Annotated in this window: 15 protein-coding genes and 1 riboswitch; of the genes, 4 read left to right on the top strand and 11 right to left on the bottom strand. The window is 69.6% G+C overall.

The genetic code is table 11. The features are described 5' to 3' along the window. Window positions 1-181 precede the first annotated feature (181 nt). From AAT21_RS03710 to ctaE, 6 genes are all read right to left on the bottom strand, one after another. On the bottom strand, window positions 182-1,585 hold the full coding sequence (locus tag AAT21_RS03710; protein ID WP_046775209.1) for an aminotransferase class V-fold PLP-dependent enzyme: 1,404 nt from the start codon (window positions 1,583-1,585) through the stop codon (window positions 182-184). Window positions 1,586-1,805: 220 nt separating this feature from the next. After that, window positions 1,806-1,922: riboswitch (SAM riboswitch) on the bottom strand. A gap of 86 nt (window positions 1,923-2,008) precedes the next feature. Further along, the gene (gene trpD / locus AAT21_RS03705; RefSeq protein ID WP_046775208.1) at window positions 2,009-3,073 is read right to left on the bottom strand and encodes an anthranilate phosphoribosyltransferase; all 1,065 of its coding nucleotides are present in this window, start codon (window positions 3,071-3,073) and stop codon (window positions 2,009-2,011) included. A 164-nt stretch (window positions 3,074-3,237) separates the two neighbouring features. Further along, a complete protein-coding gene (gene qcrB, locus AAT21_RS03700; RefSeq protein WP_046775207.1) occupies window positions 3,238-4,866 on the bottom strand; it encodes a cytochrome bc1 complex cytochrome b subunit in 1,629 nt (542 codons plus the stop codon). Continuing rightward, window positions 4,863-5,921, bottom strand: a complete 1,059-nt coding sequence (gene qcrA / locus AAT21_RS03695; protein ID WP_046775206.1) for a cytochrome bc1 complex Rieske iron-sulfur subunit — start codon at window positions 5,919-5,921, stop codon at window positions 4,863-4,865. Before qcrA ends, qcrB begins: the two co-directional genes overlap by 4 nt. Continuing rightward, complete coding sequence (gene qcrC / locus AAT21_RS03690; RefSeq protein ID WP_030036316.1) at window positions 5,918-6,727, bottom strand: cytochrome bc1 complex diheme cytochrome c subunit; 810 nt, start codon at window positions 6,725-6,727, stop codon at window positions 5,918-5,920. Before qcrC ends, qcrA begins: the two co-directional genes overlap by 4 nt. A 76-nt stretch (window positions 6,728-6,803) precedes the next feature. Continuing rightward, window positions 6,804-7,424 carry an aa3-type cytochrome oxidase subunit III gene (ctaE, locus tag AAT21_RS03685; RefSeq protein ID WP_030849365.1) on the bottom strand — a complete coding sequence of 207 codons (621 nt, stop codon included), beginning with the start codon at window positions 7,422-7,424 and terminating at the stop codon, window positions 6,804-6,806. Window positions 7,425-7,623: 199 nt separating this feature from the next. On the opposite strand from ctaE, the gene AAT21_RS03680 reads away from it, so the two are divergent. Continuing rightward, window positions 7,624-8,028: a DNA-binding transcriptional response regulator gene (locus AAT21_RS03680; protein WP_046775205.1), complete on the top strand. Its 405-nt coding sequence runs from the start codon at window positions 7,624-7,626 to the stop codon at window positions 8,026-8,028. Between the two features lie 51 nt (window positions 8,029-8,079). Here the strand turns inward: AAT21_RS03680 and AAT21_RS03675 are convergent, their stop codons facing one another. The 4 genes from AAT21_RS03675 to ctaC form a co-directional block, all read right to left on the bottom strand. Next, window positions 8,080-9,324, bottom strand: a complete 1,245-nt coding sequence (locus AAT21_RS03675) for a L,D-transpeptidase (RefSeq protein WP_046775204.1) — start codon at window positions 9,322-9,324, stop codon at window positions 8,080-8,082. Window positions 9,325-9,452: 128 nt separating this feature from the next. Next, complete coding sequence (locus AAT21_RS03670; protein WP_030849356.1) at window positions 9,453-9,851, bottom strand: cytochrome c oxidase subunit 4; 399 nt, start codon at window positions 9,849-9,851, stop codon at window positions 9,453-9,455. Beyond that, window positions 9,848-11,578: an aa3-type cytochrome oxidase subunit I gene (gene ctaD, locus AAT21_RS03665; RefSeq protein WP_046775203.1), complete on the bottom strand. Its 1,731-nt coding sequence runs from the start codon at window positions 11,576-11,578 to the stop codon at window positions 9,848-9,850. Before ctaD ends, AAT21_RS03670 begins: the two co-directional genes overlap by 4 nt. Beyond that, window positions 11,575-12,549, bottom strand: coding sequence for an aa3-type cytochrome oxidase subunit II (gene ctaC / locus AAT21_RS03660; protein WP_046775202.1), 975 nt, complete (start codon window positions 12,547-12,549; stop codon window positions 11,575-11,577). The genes ctaD and ctaC overlap by 4 nt, the downstream gene beginning before the upstream one ends. 283 nt (window positions 12,550-12,832) lie before the next feature. On the opposite strand from ctaC, the gene AAT21_RS03655 reads away from it, so the two are divergent. After that, on the top strand, window positions 12,833-14,221 hold the full coding sequence (locus tag AAT21_RS03655) for a cysteine desulfurase/sulfurtransferase TusA family protein (RefSeq protein WP_046775201.1): 1,389 nt from the start codon (window positions 12,833-12,835) through the stop codon (window positions 14,219-14,221). A gap of 158 nt (window positions 14,222-14,379) precedes the next feature. Here the strand turns inward: AAT21_RS03655 and AAT21_RS03650 are convergent, their stop codons facing one another. Next, a complete protein-coding gene (locus AAT21_RS03650) occupies window positions 14,380-15,354 on the bottom strand; it encodes a carbohydrate kinase family protein (RefSeq protein WP_046775200.1) in 975 nt (324 codons plus the stop codon). 143 nt (window positions 15,355-15,497) lie between these two features. Between AAT21_RS03650 and AAT21_RS03645 the strand changes: the two genes are divergently transcribed. Next, a complete protein-coding gene (locus AAT21_RS03645) occupies window positions 15,498-15,737 on the top strand; it encodes a hypothetical protein (RefSeq protein ID WP_046775199.1) in 240 nt (79 codons plus the stop codon). An 80-nt stretch (window positions 15,738-15,817) separates the two neighbouring features. Beyond that, on the top strand, window positions 15,818-17,254 hold the full coding sequence (locus AAT21_RS03640; protein WP_046775198.1) for a hypothetical protein: 1,437 nt from the start codon (window positions 15,818-15,820) through the stop codon (window positions 17,252-17,254). The last annotated feature ends 26 nt before the right edge of the window (window positions 17,255-17,280 follow it).

Raw genomic sequence — 17,280 nt, 5'->3', positions numbered from 1 at the left:
GCCGAGCCGAGGAGACCCTCGTGCGGGGCACCACCCCACACCCGCACACCACCGCCCGACTCCACTCCCGCACAGGACACCGCCCGACCCGCACACCGCCGAGCAACCCCGCAGGGACACCGCCGAGCAACCCCGCAGGGGCACCGCACACCGCCGAGCAACCCCGCAGGGGCACGGCAGGTCAGACCGCCGGTACGCAGCGGCCTTCCTCCGTGCGGTACTGCCACTTCGCGCCGTCCGTGACGAGTTCCTTCACCGCCCGCACGAAGCGGTCGACGTGCTCGTCCGGGGTGCCCGCACCGAAGCTGACGCGGATCGCGTTCAGCGACCGCTCCCCCGGCGCCGCCTCCGGGGCCCCGCACTCGCCCTGCGTCTGCGGCTCGCTGCCCAGCAGGGTCCGCACCAGCGGGTGGGCGCAGAACAGGCCGTCCCGTACGCCGATCCCGTACTCGGCGGAGAGCGCGGCGGCGAAGTGGGAGCTGTTCCAGCCGTCCACGACGAAGGAGATGACGCCGACCCGCGGGGCGTCGTCCCCGAAGAGGGACAGCACCCGCACGGCCTGGACCTCGGCGAGGCCCTGACGGACCCGCTCCACCAGCCGCTGCTCGCGCGCCACCAGGTTCTCGAAGCCCGCCTCGGTCAGGGCCCGGCAGGCGGAGGCGATGGAGTAGACGCCGATGACGTTCGGGGAGCCGGCCTCGTGGCGGGCGGCCGTGGTGTGCCACTCGACGTCGACGCCGCCGTCCTCGCGGCGGGAGACCTTGCGGGAGGCTCCGCCGCCGGCCAGGTACGGCTCGGCCTGCTGCAGCCAGTCGGCGCGGCCGGCGAGGACGCCCGAGCCGAAGGGGGCGTAGAGCTTGTGGCCGGAGAAGGCGACCCAGTCGACGTCGAGGTCGCGCACGGAGACGGGGTGGTGCGGGGCCAGCTGGGCGGCGTCCAGGACGATCCGTGCGCCGTGGGCGTGCGCGGCGGCGGCGAGTTCCTTCACCGGCCACAGCTCGCCGGTGACGTTGGACGCGCCGGTGACGCACACGAGCGCCGGGCCGTAGCCCTCTTCGATTGATGCAGTGCGGTCGGCGAGCGCCCGCTCCAGGGTGGCGACGGCCTCGTCGGGGGTGCGCGGCGCGTTGAGGTAGCTGACCTGCGCGTTCGTCCAGGGCAGGAGCGAGGCGTGGTGCTCGGTCTCGAAGACGAACACCTGGCAGTCGGCGGGGATCACCGCCGCGAGCAGGTTCAGTGAGTCGGTGGTGGAGCGGGTGAAGACGACCTGGTCGGTGGGGCGGCAGTCGAGGAACTCGGCGACCGTGGCCCGGCTCTGCTCGAAGAGGTCGGTGGAGAGCTGCGAGAGGTATCCGGCGCCGCGGTGGACGCTGCCGTAGTAGGGGGCGTAGGCGGCCACGTCGTCCCAGACCCGCTGGAGGGCGGGGGCGCTGGCCGCGTAGTCGAGGGCCGCGTAGGTGACCTCGCCGCCGGTGACGAGGGGGACGGTGACGTCACGGCCGAGGACGGCGAGCGGCTCGGCACAGGCGGGGTCCGACGCGACGGTGGTGGCGGTGGCGACGGCGGCGTTCAGGGATGCGGACATGGCGGTATCTCCCGGCAGGCAGGGCTGAATGGCTTCGGTGTGCCCGTACGCGGGTACGGCGCTGCGGCCGTCCGGGGTACGGGAGGGGCCTCGGACGGGAGGGGCGGGGTACGCCGAAGTGACCCTGGTCCGAGGGTGAAGTAGGGGCGGCAGTCGCCCTATCGCATTCGCTTGCTCACGGAAAACGCTCCTCGAGAGACCAGGACCCCTGGTGTCGAGGGATCCGCGCTTGCCGTAGGCCTTGCTGCCTACGGCCCGGTCATCACCCGGGGCACCCCGCCACGGAAGGAGGGTTGCCGGACAGCAAGCCGGGGCCTGAACGCTGTCACTCGTGACCTGGTCCGCATCCTGCCACAAGATCCTCCGGGCGCAAGACCCCGGTCCGCATGGTGGACCGGGGTCTGGCTCGAAACGCGTGCCGGATCAGGCGTTGCTGGCCGTCACCCAGCGCTCCAGTGCGGCCCGGGCGGATCCGGAGTCGATCGACTCGGCCGCGCGGGTGATGCCGGCCGCGATCTGCTCCTCCAGGGTGCCCGTGCCCGGGTCCAGGGCGACCAGGGCGGCGGCGGCGTTCAGCAGGACGGCGTCGCGTACCGGTCCGGTCTCGCCGGCCAGCAGGCGGCGGGCCACGTCCGCGTTGTACGAGGGGTCCCCGCCGGCCAGGGCGGAGACGCCGACCAGCGGGATGCCGACGTCACGCGGGTCGAAGGTCTGCTCGGAGACCTTGCCGTCGCGGACCCACCAGACCCGTGAGGTCGCGGTGGTGGTCAGTTCGTCGAGGCCGTCGTCGCCGCGGAAGACCAGGGCGGACGAGCCGCGCTCGGCGAGCACACCAGCCACGATGGGGGCCATCCGGGGGTCGGCGACGCCGGTGGCCTGGGACCGTACGCGGGCGGGGTTGGTCAGCGGGCCGAGGACGTTGAAGGTGGTGCGGATGCCCAGTTCCCGGCGGGCGCCCGCGACGTGCCGCAGGGCGGGGTGGAACTTCACGGCGAAGCAGAAGGTGATGCCCGCCTCCTCCGCGACCCGCACCACGCCGTCGATGGGGAGGTCGAGGTTGACGCCGAGCTTCTCCAGGACGTCGGAGGAGCCGCTGGCGGAGGACGCGGCACGGTTGCCGTGCTTGACCACCTTGGCGCCGGTGCCGGCGACGACGATCGCCGACATCGTGGAGATGTTGACCGTCTTGGCGCCGTCGCCGCCGGTGCCGACGATGTCGACGGTCCGGCCCGGTACCTCGATGAGGTTGGCGTGCTCGTACATGGCCCGTACCAGGCCGTTGATCTCCGCGACCGTCTCCCCCTTGGCCCGCAGGGCCACCACGAAGCCGGCGATCTGGGCGTCGGTGGCCTCCCCGCGCATGATCCGGTCCATGGCCCAGGCGGTGTCGTCGGCGCTCAGGTCCTGGCCGGTCAGCAGGGCGTCGAGAACGGCCGGCCAGCCACGGGCCGCCACGCTGTCGCCGCCTGCCGGGGTCGCAACGTTCATGGTCCGCTCCTGCTGTTGATGGGGGTTCCACGTCGAATGGGTCGGAGATCAGCCTATCCAGCCCCGGTTACGGCAAAGAGCCCCGTCCGGACACTGGACGGGGCTCTCACCGTGGCGACACCAGGACTGACCGAAATCAGTCCCTCATGCGGTGGTGCGGGGGATCAGTGGTGGCCGTGGCCGGACTGGATCTCCTTGTACTCCTCCACCGTGGGCTTGGGAATCTGGTTGCCCTCGGCGTAGAAGCCCTTGCTGAGCTTCGCGCGCAGCTTCTCGGTGGCCTTCACCTTGCGCTCGACACCGTTCTCGTCGACCGTCGGGCCGATCTCGATCGGCTTGTACTGCTCGTGCGCGGTGAGCGTGTGCAGCTTGCCCTGCGGGAGCGGCTCGTGGACCTCGACGAACTCACCGTGCGGCAGGCGCTTGATGATGCCGGTCTCGCGACCGTGCAGCACCTTGTCCCGGTCCCGGCGCTGGAGGCCGAGGCAGATCCGCTTGGTGACGATGAAGGCGACGACCGGGACGGCGAAGAAGCCGATCCGGACGAACCACGTGATCGCATTGATCGACAGGTGGAAGTACTGGGCGAACATGTCGTTGCCGCCGCCGATGAGGAGCACGATGTACTCCGCGATCCAGGCGACACCGAAGGCCGTACGGGTCGGGACGTTGCGCGGGCGGTCCAGGATGTGGTGCTCGCGCTTGTCGCCGGTGACCCAGGACTCGATGAACGGCCAGACGGCGATCGCGCCGAGGACCAGCGGGAAGAGGATCAGCGGGATGAACACGCCCAGGACGAGCGTGTGGCCCCACAGGTTGATCTCCCAGCCGGGCATGGCACGGATCAGGCCTTCCGGCATACCCATGTACCAGTCGGGCTGCGCACCGGTGGACACGTGGTCCGGGCGGTACGGGCCGAGGGCCCAGATCGGGTTGATCGAGGCGACCGCGGCGACGACCGAGATGACGCCGAAGACCAGGAAGAAGAAGCCTCCGGCCTTGGCCATGTAGACCGGCAGCAGCGGCATGCCGACGACGTTGTTGTTCGTCTTGCCGGGGCCCGCGTACTGGGTGTGCTTGTGGTAGAAGACCAGGATCAGGTGGGCCACGAGGAGGCCCATCATGATGCCGGGCAGCAGCAGGATGTGCACCGAGTAGAAGCGCGCGACGAAGTCGCCGCCCGGGAACTCACCGCCGAACAGGAACATCGACAGGTAGGTGCCGACGACCGGGACGGACAGGATGGCGCCCTGCATGAAGCGGACACCGGTACCCGAGAGCAGGTCGTCCGGCAGCGAGTAACCGGTGAAGCCGGTGAACATGCCGAGGACCAGCAGCAGGAAGCCGAAGATCCAGTTGACCTCGCGCGGCTTGCGGAACGCGCCGGTGAAGAAGACGCGCATCATGTGCACGATCATCGCCGCGACGAAGATCAGCGCCGCCCAGTGGTGGATCTGGCGGATGAGCAGACCACCGCGGACGTCGAAGCTGATGTCGAGCGTCGAGGCGAAGGCCTCCGACATCAGCACGCCCTGCATGGGGACGTAACTGCCGTGGTACTCCACCTCGTTCATGCTCGGGTGGAAGAACAGCGTCAGGTACACACCCGTGAGGATGATGATGATGAAGCTGTAGAGGCAGATCTCACCCAGCATGAAGGACCAGTGGTCCGGGAAGATCTTGCGCATGTTGGCCTTGGCCAGGCTGTAGATGCCCAGGCGGCCGTCCGCCCAGTCCGCTACGCGCTCGCCGGCCGGCGCTTTGCGCGCCTTGTTGTCAGTGGCGGTGCTCATCCGCGCTCCCAGAATGCAGGACCGACGGGCTCTTCGAAGTCGCCGAGCGCTTCGAGGAAGCCGTCACCATTCACGCCGATCCGCAGCTGCGGAAGCGCGTGACCGGCCGGGCCGAAGATGACGCGGGCGCCGTCGGAGAGGTCGAAGGTGGACTGGTGGCACGGGCAGAGCACGTGGTGCGTCTGCTGCTCGTACAGGCTGATCGGGCAGCCGACGTGGGTGCAGATCTTCGAGTAGGCCACGATGCCGTCGTGGGACCACTCGAGTTCCTGCTTGTCCTTGATGTCCTCCGGCTGAATGCGGACGATCATCAGGGCGGCCTTGGCGATCTGCGTCTGGAAGTCGTGCTGGTGCTCGTCCAGGCCCTCGGGCATGGCGAACGTCAGCGAACCGACGAGCACGTCCTCGGGACGCAGCGGCTCCATCGTGTTCTGGTTGATGAGCAGCTTGCCCTTGGCCCACATGGTGTGGCGCAGCTTGTCCTCGGGCAGCGGGCCCAGGTCGCGCATGATCACGACGGCGGAGAGCGGCAGCATGGCCAGCGCGCCGAGCATCGTGTTGCGGATCAGCGGACGGCGGCCGATGCCGGACTCGTTGGCGCCGTCGGCGAAGTCCTGCAGGACCTTCGCCTTGACCTCCGGCGAAGCGGCGATCTCGTGGCGGTCGTCGGCGACCTCGACGTCGGACATCAGGGTGCGGGCCCAGTGGACCGCGCCCGCGCCGATGCAGAAGAGGGCGATGCCCAGCGTCATACCCAGGGCGAAGTTGAGCGCGCTGACCTTCCCGAGCGGGAAGATGTAGACGATCTTGTCGACCGGGAAGATCACGTACGAGGCGATGAAGCCGATCGTGGCCAGCATCGACAGCGTGAACAGCATGGCGACGGTGCGCTCGGAACGCTTCGCCGCACGCTCGTCGATGTCCTGGATGCGCGGCTTGTGGACCGGCAGGCCCGGGTCGGCGAACGGGTCGTCCGCCACTGCTACGCCACCGTGGTGGGCGTCGCCCTGCTCGCTCGGCAGGTGCTTCTCTTCGGGAATCTCTTGGCTACTCATGACTTCTTGGCCTTAGCGGTGTGGGCCGCGACCCAGACGGCGACAGCGATCAGCGCACCCAGAGCGAAGATCCAGCCGAACAGACCCTCGGAGACGGGGCCGAGGCCACCGAGCTTGAGACCACCGGGGTTGGTCGACTTCTCACCGTTCACGTTCTGGAGGTACGCGATGATGTCCTTCTTCTGCTTCTCCGGCATGGTGCTGTCGGGGAAGGAGGGCATGTTCTGCGGGCCGGTCTGCATGGCCTCGTAGATGTGCTTCGGCGAGACGTCCTCAAGGTTGGGGGCGTACTTGCCGTTGGTCAGCGCGCCGCCTTCACCGGTGAAGTTGTGGCACTGCGCGCAGTTGTTGCGGAACAGCTCGCCACCGTTGGCGATGTCGGCGTCCGCCGGGTCGTACTGCTTCTCGGTCGGCGTGATCGGGCCGGCGCCGAGGGAGGCGATGTACGCGGCCAGCTGGTCGATCTGCGCCTGGGTGTAGATGACCGGCTTCTTCGGCACCTGGGCGCCGGGCTGCTGGGCGGGCATGCGGCCCGTGCTCACCTGGAAGTCGACGGCCGCGGAGCCGACGCCGACCAGGCTCGGGCCGTCAGAGGAACCCTGACCGCCGGTTCCGTGGCAGCTTGCGCAACCCACGGCGTAGAGCTTCTTGCCCTCCTCGATGGCGAGGGACTGGGCGGTTTCATCGGCCTGCGCCTTGCCCGCGGGAGCAAAGGCGGCGTACAGCCCCCCAGTGGCCGCCAGCGCGAGGAGTAGAACGACGACCGCCGCCAGCGGATGGCGTCGTCGTGCGGAGAGCTTTTTCACGGATTACCCCGGTGTCAGGATCTTCTGCGTCGGTGTGTCTGGATGGAGTGCCGGGTCGGGCCCGGTGACGTGTTCGCTACTTGATCAGGTAGATCGTCGCGAAGAGGCCGATCCAGACGACGTCGACGAAGTGCCAGTAGTAGGACACGACGATGGCCGACGTGGCCTGTTCGTGGGTGAACCTCTTGGCCGCGTACGTCCGGCCGAGGACCAGCAGGAAGGCGATGAGACCGCCCGTCACGTGCAGACCGTGGAAGCCGGTGGTCAGGTAGAAGACCGAGCCGTACGGACCGGACGAGAGGCTCATGCCCTCGTGCTTGACCAGCTCGGTGTACTCGAACACCTGGCCGCCAATGAAGATCGCACCCATGACGAACGTGATGATGAACCACGTCCGGAGCTTCTTCACGTCACCGCGCTCCGCGGCGAATACGCCGAGCTGGCAGGTGAGGGAGGAAAGAACCAGGATCGTCGTGTTCGTCGCCGAGAACGGGAGGTTCAGGGTGTTCGCCTGTTCCGTCCAGTACTCGGGACCCGTCACGGATCGCAGGGTGAAGTACATCGCGAAGAGGGCCGCGAAGAACATCAGCTCGGAACTCAACCAGATGATGGTTCCGACGCTGACGAGGTTCGGCCGGTTGACCGTCGGGTGCGCGTGCCCGGTATCTACTGTCGTTGCTGTCGCCACGACCGACATTATGTCGGTCGCTTATCCCGCCCTCACCCCGGGGGGTGCCGTTCGGAGTGTCAGGGGCGTGTGCAAGGCCCGAACGGCCCATCAGATGACCCCTCCGAACAGCCCCGTGCACATGTCCGAACCGATGTTGACAGGGCGGCGGGAGGAGTAGCATCCCGCGCAACATCAACGTGATTCATGGGACACGTGGAGGATCGAAATGCGGGCGACTGCGCGGGTTCTGGTCTACAGCGACGACGCGGGCACCCGGGAGCAGGTGAGGCTGGCGGCGGGCCGCCGCCTGGCCGCGGATCTGCCGCCGGTGGAGTTCCTGGAGTGCGCGACCCTGCCGGCTGTCCTGTCGGAGCTGGACGCGGGCGGCATCGACGTGTGCGTGCTGGACGGCGAGGCGGTTCCGGCCGGGGGCATGGGTGTGTGCCGGCAGATCAAGGACGAGATCTTCCGGTGTCCCCCGGTGCTGCTGCTGATGGGGCGCCCTCAGGACGCCTGGCTGGCCACGTGGAGCCGCGCGGACGCCGCGGTGACCCTTCCGGTGGACCCGGTGGAGTTCGCGGACGCCCTGGCGGGCCTGCTGCGGGCGAGGCTGTCCTCCTCGGCGGCCTGACGCCCGCGTACGCCCGGAAGGCCCCCGGACCGCGTCCGGGGGCCCGGCCGGTCAGACCGTGGGCCTCAGGCGCGCCTGGTCGATGTGACTGCGGCCTTCCCGGGTGCCCTTGAGGAGGGCGCTGCCTTCGCGCCAGTCCTTCCAGTCCATGTTCCAGTCCCCGAACCCGTTGCCGAAGATGTCCATGTCGTCGCCGATGCTGTTGATCACCTGGACGATGTCGCCCTCGGTGATGTTCTCGTAGAACCAGGCGGCGTTGCCGGTGCTCATGCCGGTGCAGCCGTGGCTGACGTTGGCGTAGCCGTGGGAGCCGATGGACCACGGGGCGGCGTGGACGTATTCACCACTCCAGGTGACGCGGGTGGCGTAGTAGACGGGCAGGTTGTAGTACTCGCTGCCGCCGATGCCGACGGTGTCCCCGCGCATCTGTACGTAGTACTGCTTGCCCAGCACCACCTTGATGCCGTTCCGGGTGGAGAACCCGGGCTTGCCGGTGGTGACCGGGATGGAATTGATCACTTCTCCGTTGCGCTTGAAGGTCAGCCAGTGCGCGGAGGCGTCGGTGGTGACCTCGACGCGGTCGCCGATCTCCAGCTTCAGGGGCTTGGCGGCGGCCCCGTGGAGGTCGTCGGTGATCCTGATGCCCTCCAGGTTGCTCCGTACGGAGACGGTGGTGTTGGCGGGCCAGTACTCCTTCGGGCGGTAGTGCAGCTTCTTGTCGTCGACCCAGTGCCAGGCGCCTTCGACCCCGTCCGGGGCGTCGACGACCAGGCCCCGTTCGACGACGGCGCGTGCCGCCTTGTCCTTGACGGGCTCGTTGAGGTCGGCGGTGAGGGGCTGCCCGACGCCGTACTTGCCCTCCTCCGGGCCGAATTCGACCTTCAGGACGCCTTTGGACGGGGTGGTGTCGAAGGCCATCGTGCGCCTGCCCGGGGTGCCCCGCTGGTCCTCGGTGCTCACGGTGACGGTGTAGCGGACGCCTGCGGCCATGGGGACGGTGCTGTGCCACCGGTCCCCCTTGGCGCTGAGTTCGCCCGCCAGGCGGCGGCCGTGGGTGTCCACGACCGTCACGTCGGTGATCCGGCTGCCCTTGTTCCTGGCGGTGATCTCCAGGGGCCGGTTGGGGTCGACGGGGCGGCTGCCTGCGGTCTGGTTGAAGGCGACCTGCTCGCCCGCGTCGACCGGGCGGGCCGACAGCGGGTTGTCGCCGGACCCGCATGCGGTGGCGCCGGCCCCGAGGGACGCGACCAGCAGGGAGCAGCTGAGTACCGTCCAAAGACGCGGTGAGTGCTTCATGGGGCCAACGCTATGAAGATATGACAATTACGGCGCGCGGGGTGACTGCAAACGAGGGGCCCGGACTCCTCCGAAGAGGTGTCCGGGCCCCACGTGGTGCGCGGCCGGGCCGCGCGGTGCTTTGCGTCCTACTGGTTGGCGTTCTCACCGCGGTAGTACTCGTACACCCAGCCCCACAGGCCGATCAGGATGATCGGGGCCGAGAAGTACATGAGCCACCAGCCGAAGATGACGCCCATGAAGGCGAGCGCGCCACCGATGCCCAGCGAGAGCGGCTGCCAGCTGTGCGGGGAGAAGAACCCCAGCTCGCCGGCCTCGTCGGCGACGTCGGCCTCCAGGTTGTCCTGGGCCATCTCGTCGACGCGCTTGGCCGTGAAGGCCAGGTAGTAGCCGATCATGACGCTCAGGCCGAAGGCCAGGAAGAGCGCGGTGGTTCCGACGGGCTCCTTCGACCACACGCCGTACACGACGGCCATGATCAGGATGAAGAAGGAGAGCCAGAGGAACATCTTGCCCTGGATCTTCACTTGCCGGCCTCCTTGCCACCGGTGACGGCCGCCTTGGCGCCGTGGTCCTCGAGGTGGTCGAGTGCGGCGATCTCCGGGTGGTGGAGGTCGAACGCGGGCGACTCGCTACGGATGCGCGGCAGGGTGAGGAAGTTGTGCCGCGGCGGCGGGCAGGACGTCGCCCATTCGAGCGAACGGCCGTAGCCCCACGGGTCGTCGACCTCGATCTTCTTGCCGTACTTGGCCGTCTTCCACACGTTGTACATGAACGGCAGCATCGACAGGCCCAGCACGAAGGAGCTGATCGTGGAGATCGTGTTCAGCGTGGTGAAACCGTCGGCCGCGAGGTAGTCCGCGTAACGACGCGGCATGCCCTCGGCGCCCAGCCAGTGCTGCACCAGGAAGGTGCCGTGGAAGCCGATGAACAGCGTCCAGAAGGTGATCTTGCCGAGGCGCTCGTCCAGCATCTTGCCCGTGAACTTCGGCCACCAGAAGTGGAAGCCGGCGAACATCGCGAACACCACGGTGCCGAAGACGACGTAGTGGAAGTGGGCGACGACGAAGTACGAGTCGGAGACGTGGAAGTCCATCGGGGGCGAGGCCAGGATGACGCCGGTCAGACCACCGAAGGTGAAGGTGACCAGGAAGCCGATCGTCCAGAGCATCGGGGTCTCGAAGGACAGCGAGCCCTTCCACATGGTGCCGATCCAGTTGAAGAACTTCACACCGGTCGGTACCGCGATCAGGAAGGTCATGAAGGAGAAGAACGGCAGCAGCACACCGCCGGTGACGTACATGTGGTGGGCCCACACGGTCACCGAGAGGCCGGCGATCGCGATCGTCGCGGCGATCAGGCCGATGTAACCGAACATCGGCTTGCGCGAGAAGACCGGGATGATCTCGGAGACGATGCCGAAGAACGGCAGCGCGATGATGTACACCTCCGGGTGTCCGAAGAACCAGAAGAGGTGCTGCCAGAGCAGTGCTCCACCGTTGGCACTGTCGAAGATGTGCGAGCCGAACTTGCGGTCGGACTCCAGCGCGAAGAGCGCGGCGGCCAGGACCGGGAAGGCGAGCAGGACCAGGACACCGGTCAGCAGCACGTTCCAGGTGAAGATCGGCATGCGGAACATCGTCATGCCGGGAGCGCGCATGCAGATGATCGTGGTGATGAAGTTGACCGAGCCGAGGATCGTGCCGAAGCCGGAGAAGGCCAGACCCATGATCCACATGTCGGCGCCGATGCCCGGCGAGCGGACTGCGTCCGACAGCGGGGAGTAGGCGAACCAGCCGAAGTCGGCGGCGCCGTTCGGCGTCACGAAGCCGGCCACCGCGATGGTCGAGCCGAAGAGGTACAGCCAGTACGCGAACATGTTCAGCCGCGGGAACGCCACGTCGGGCGCGCCGATCTGGAGCGGCATGATCCAGTTGGCGAAGCCCGCGAACAGCGGGGTGGCGAACATCAGCAGCATGATCGTGCCATGCATGGTGAACGCCTGGTTGAACTGCTCGTTCGACATGATCTGCGTGCCCGGACGGGCCAGCTCGGCACGCATGAAGAGCGCCAGCAGACCGCCGATGATGAAGAACACGAACGAGGTGACCAGGTACATCGTGCCGATGGTCTTGTGGTCGGTGGTGGTGAGCCACTTCACGACCACGTTGCCCGGCTGCTTGCGCCGCACCGGCAGCTCGTTCTCGTACGAGTCGGCTGCGGGGGCACCCTGGGATTCGTTGAGGATGCTCACAGTTTGTTCACTTCCGCATTCCGGGCCGGGTCGGTCTGCTTGATACCGGCGGGGAGGAAGCCGGTCTGACCCTTCTCCGCCAGCTCCTTCAGGTACGTCTTGTACTCCTCGGGGGAGACGACCTTGACGTTGAAGAGCATCCGGGAGTGGTCGACGCCGCAGAGCTCGGCGCACTTGCCCATGAAGGTGCCCTCTTGGCTGGGGACGACCTCGAAGACGTTGGTGTGGCCCGGAATGACGTCCTGCTTGAACAGGAAGGGGACCACCCAGAAGGAGTGGATGACGTCGTTGGACGACAGGATGAAGCGGACCTTCTCACCCTTGGGGAGGACCAGGGTCGGACCCGGGTTGCCCGTCTGCGGGTTGCGGTCGCTCGGGACGCCCTTCTCGTAGACGCCCTCGGCGCCCGCCGGGAAGTCCTTGGTGAAGCGGTCCGGGATGGAGGCCAGCTCCTTGGGAACCGCACCCGCCTTCGGGGTGGCCGCGTCGCCGTCGACGTTCTCGATGTAGTTGAAGCCCCAGCTCCACTGGAAGCCGATCACGTTGATCGTGTGCGGCGGCTTCGGGGTGAGGGCGAGGAGCTTCGACTCGTCACGCGCGGTGAAGTAGAAGAGCACCGAGACGATGATGAGCGGTACCACCGTGTACAGCGCCTCGATGGGCATGTTGTACCGGGTCTGCGCCGGGACCTCGATCTTCGTCCGGCTGCGCCGGTGGAAGATGACGCTCCAGATGATCAGGCCCCACACCAGGATGCCCGTGACGAGCGCGGCCGCCCAGGATCCCTGCCACAGGGAGAGGATGCGCGGCGCCTCCTCGGTTACCGGAGTCGGCATTCCGAGGCGGGGGAAGTCTTTCCATGTATACGAGCAACCAGTGGCGGTCGCCAGGACCACGCCCGCAGTCAGCGCCTGCAGCAGCTTCCGCCGCATCGGGCGCCGCGGCGAGCGGTCGGAGCCGTAGGGACTCACGTAGCGCCTTCCCGAGAGTCTCGGCCCGCGCGGCCGGCCGCGGCCGTGTTCGGGTCGGTCGCCGGCCCTGACGCAGGCAGGGGTTTGGATGTTTATGCGGACCAAACCCTACTGGACGCTATTTGGGGTCGCGCGGGGAGGGTGCCCAACGCGCCGCTACTGCCCCCGAAGGGATGGATCCGCCGTACGGGGGACCGTGGACACAGCCCTGAACGGCGGGCTCCGGGGCGCATCTGACGCCCCCTGACCTCGAACGCCGGGGGGTCGGCGTTAGCGTGGCCGGATGCCGTACTTCGACACCGCGTCCGCCGCTCCCCTGCACCCCGTGGCCCGGCAGGCGTTGCAGGCCTCCCTGGACGAGGGCTGGGCCGATCCGGCCAGGCTGTACCGGGAGGGCAGGCGCGCGCGACTGCTCCTGGACGCGGCGCGGGAGGCCGCCGCCGAGGCGGTGGGATGCCGCGCCGACGAGCTCGTGTTCACTCCTTCGGGGACGCACGCGGTTCACTCGGGCGTCGCGGGCGTCCTCGCCGGGCGGCGACGTGTCGGTGAGCATCTGGTCGTATCAGCGGTCGAACACAGTTCTGTACTGCATTCGGCCGCGGCGCACGAGGCGCGCGGCGGGAGCGTGTCCGAGGTGCCGGTGGACCGGTCGGGCGCGGTGTCCGCCGCCGGGTACGCCGACGCGCTGACCCCGGCGACCGCCCTCGCCTGTCTGCAGTCGGCCAACCACGAGGTGGGCACGGTCCAGCCGGTGGCCGAGGTCGCCGAGGTCTGCGGGGCGGCCGGGGTGCCGCTGCTGGTGGACGCGGCGCAGTCGCTGGCCTGGGGTCCCGTGGAGGGCGCCTGGTCGGTCCTGGCGGCGAGTGCGCACAAATGGGGCGGCCCGCCCGGGGTCGGCCTGCTCGCGGTCCGCAAGGGGGTCCGCTACTCGCCCCAAGGCCCCGCGGACGAAAGGGAGTCGGGGCGCTCCCCCGGCTTCGTCAACCTTCCCGCGATCGTGGCGGCGGCGGCCTCTTTGCGGGCCGTACGGGCCGAGGCGGACGCGGAGGCGGCCCGGCTGCGGGTCCTGGTGGACCGCATCCGGCGGCGGGTGGTGCGGCTGGTCCCGGACGTGGAGGTGGTCGGCGACGCGGACCGGCGGCTGCCGCACCTGGTCACCTTCTCCTGTCTGTACGTCGACGGGGAGGCGCTGCTGCACGAGCTGGACCGGGCGGGCTTCTCGGTCTCCTCCGGCTCCTCCTGCACGAGCTCCACGCTGACCCCCAGTCACGTGCTGCGGGCGATGGGCGTGCTGTCGGAGGGGAACGTACGGGTGTCCCTGCCGCCGGGCACCCCGGCCGAGGACGTCAACGCGTTCCTGGAGGTGCTGCCGGGTGCGGTGGCGGGCGTACGGGAGCGGCTCGGCGTGTCGGAGCCGCCCGCGGTGGCCGCGGCGGGGCCGGTGACGGAGTCCCTGGAACTCGACGCGCTCGGGCTGCGGTGCCCCCAGCCGGTGATCGAGCTGGCCCGCGCCATCGGCCGGGTCCCGGTGGGCGGCACGGTGACCGTCCTGTCGGACGACGAGGTGGCCCGGCTGGACATCCCGGCGTGGTGCGCGATGCGGGGCCACGACTACCTGGGCGAATCCCCCCGCCCGGCCGGCACCGCCTACACGGTCCGCCGCCGGTCGTAGCCCCTCCGGCCGAACCCAGCCCCTCCGCCTGCGCCGGCCGCTTCCAGCCCCTCCGGCGTTTGAGGAGCGGGTCCGGGCGGAGCCCGGTGCCCGGCGGAGCCGGGTTCCCCGGGGCGCCGCCCCGGACCCCGCGCCTCAAACGCCGGCGAGGCTGAAAGTCAGGCCAGGTGGGCCTGGACCTCCGCCGCGGCCTCGTCGCCGTAGGCCTTGGTGAAGCGTTCCATGAAGTGCGCCCGCGCCAGGGTGTACTCCTGGGTGCCCAGCGTCTCGATGACGAGGGTCGCGAGCATGCAGCCGACCTGCGCCGCCCGCTCCAGCCCGACGCCCCAGCCCAGGCCCGTCAGGAACCCGGCGCGGAAGGCGTCGCCCACGCCGGTCGGGTCGACCTTCGCGTTCTCCTCGGGGCAGCCGACGACGATCGCGTCCTCGCCCATGCGCTCGATCTTGACGCCGTTGGAGCCCAGCGTGGTCACGCGGGTGCCGACCTTGGCGAGGATCTCCTCGTCCGTCCAGCCGGACTTCGACTCGATGAGGCCCTTCTCGTACTCGTTCGAGAAGAGGTAGGTCGCGCCCTCCATCAGGGTGCGGATGTTGTCGCCGTCCATGCGGGCGATCTGCTGCGAGAAGTCGGCGGCGAAGGGGATCCCCCGCGTCCGGCACTCCTCGGTGTGGCGCAGCATCGCCTCGGGGTCGTCCGCGCCGATGAGGACGAGGTCGAGCCCGCCCACGCGGTCGGCCACGGACTTCAGCTCGATCAGGCGGGCCTCGCTCATCGCGCCCGTGTAGAAGGAGCCGATCTGGTTGTGGTCGGAGTCCGTGGTGCAGACGAAGCGCGCGGTGTGCAGCACCTCGGAGATGCGGACGGACTCGGTGTCGACGCCGTGCCGGTCGAGCCAGGCGCGGTACTCGTCGAAGTCGGAGCCGGCGGCTCCGACGAGGATCGGGCGGATGCCGAGCTGCCCCATGCCGAAGCAGATGTTCGGACCCACACCGCCCCGCCGCACGTCGAGGTTGTCGACGAGGAAGGAGAGGGAGACCGTGTGCAGCTGGTCCGCGACGAACTGGTCGGCGAACCGGCCGGGGAAGGTCATGAGGTGGTCGGTGGCGATGGAGCCGGTGACTGCGATGCGCACGGCGTGGACGCTCCTGCTGAGGACGGCGAGGGACAGTCAAAACTACCCGGTAAGTGGCCCCTGGCCGAACCCCGCACCCCACCTCGGAAACTACCCCTTAGTAGGTCTTTCTTCGCGAGAGGTCCGGTGCCTACGGTGCCTGCATGACCTATACCGACGGTTACGGCTACGCCGAGTACACCGCTGAGAGGCGCGGAGCGGAAGGCCCGGGACGGCCCGGCTTCGCCCGTCTGCTGGGGGACTGCGCCCGGATGGCCCCGCACTGGGGCGTCGAGGAGGGCAGCCGGCCGGTCCGGGTGGCGGCCTCGCAGATCCACGGGGTGCGGGTTCCGGCCGACTCGGCCCGGCTGATCGCCTCCACCGCGGCGTACGGGGACCAGTAGGAGGCACGAGGGGAACCGCTTGGGCCGCTGTTCCGTCACACCCGCATCAGACACTGCGGAACCGGTGAAGGAGCGATGCGGTGACCAGCGAAGAACCCGGCACGTCAAGCGGCACACGACGGCGGCCCGCCTGGGTCGTCGGCTCGATCGCGGCCGCCGTCCTGCTCGCGGGCGGCGGCACCGCCTACTGGGCGTCCGCGGCCCAGGGCGACGGTGCGGCCCGCCGTACGGGCGACAGCGCGGCCTCCGCGCCCCGTGACGCGGGAGACCCCTCGGGGCCGGGCATCGCCCCGGGGGAGCCGGACCCGTCGGGCGCGGGAGTGGTCTACCGGGCCGACGTGAAGCTGCCCGAGGCCCCGGCCACGGCGCCCGCCTACAGCGTGTCCGGTGAGGTGGCGGAGGCCGATGTGGCCCGGCTGGCGGCGGCCCTGGGCATCACGGGCGCGCCGCGGCTGGAGGGGGACGTCTGGCTGGCCGGCGAGGCCGCCGACGGCTCCGGGCCGCGGCTGACGGTGGCCCGTACGGGCCCGGGGACGTGGAACTTCAACCGCTTCCAGGCGGGCGGCGACGGTGCGGGCAACGGCGCCGGGGACGACTGCGTGCGCGGCAAGGACACCTGCGGTCCCGCCACCCTGCCGAAGGACGCCGGCGGTGCGGGCGGGAGCGGGAAGCCGGTGTCCGAGGAGGCCGCCAAGGCCGCCGCGGCCCCGGTGCTGAAGGCCCTGGGGCAGGACGGGGCCAGGCTGGACGCCCGGCTCACCCAGGGCTCGGTACGGGTGGTGACCGCGGATCCGGTGGTCGGCGGGCTGCCCACGCAGGGCTGGTCCACCAAGGTGAGCGTGGGCGCGGACGGCTCGGTGGTGGGCGGCAACGGTGAGCTGAAGGCGCCGGTGCGGGCGGCCGACCAGCAGGTGGTCGGGGCCGTGGAGGCGCTGGCCCGGCTGAACGCGCGGTCGAGCGGCTCCGAGGGCGGGACCGGCCCCAGCGGCTGCGCGAGCGCGGTGCCGCTCGCGGCGGACACCGCGACGGGGCCGGCGGAGACGGTGCCGTGCAATCCGGAGCCCCGGCCCATGAAGCCGCCGCGGACGGAGACGGTGAAGGGCGCGGTGCTCGGACTGGCTCCGGGGACGGTCGACGGGGCGCGGGGCCTGGTCCCGGCCTGGCTGTTCGAGGTGGCGGGCCGGGGCGGCGCGCCCGGTCACACGGTGACCGAGCCGGCGTCCGCGAAGGAGAGCACGCCGGGGCCGAGCGGGCGTACCGTGCCCGGTTTCTCGTACAAGGAGGCCGACCGGAAGCTGACGGTGAACTTCTGGGGCAGCCCGTGCAGCACCTACGCCGTGGAGGCGCGGGAGCAGGCGGAATCGGTCATGGTGAAGATCACTGACACGCCGGACAAGCCGGGTCAGGCCTGCATCATGCTGGCGGAGGAGAAGTCGGTGACGGTGACCCTGAAGGAGCCGCTCGGCGACCGGAAGGTGCTGGACGCCACGACGGGCAAGGAGCTCCCGCGGCAGTAGCCGCCGCGGGCCCGCCGGACACGCCC

It is taken from the genome of Streptomyces yangpuensis (assembly GCF_001005295.1).
In the GTDB taxonomy this organism is placed as follows: Bacteria; Actinomycetota; Actinomycetes; order Streptomycetales; family Streptomycetaceae; genus Streptomyces; species Streptomyces yangpuensis.
Note: the sequence above shows the minus strand (reverse complement) of the source record. Positions and strands in the feature narration are given on the sequence as shown.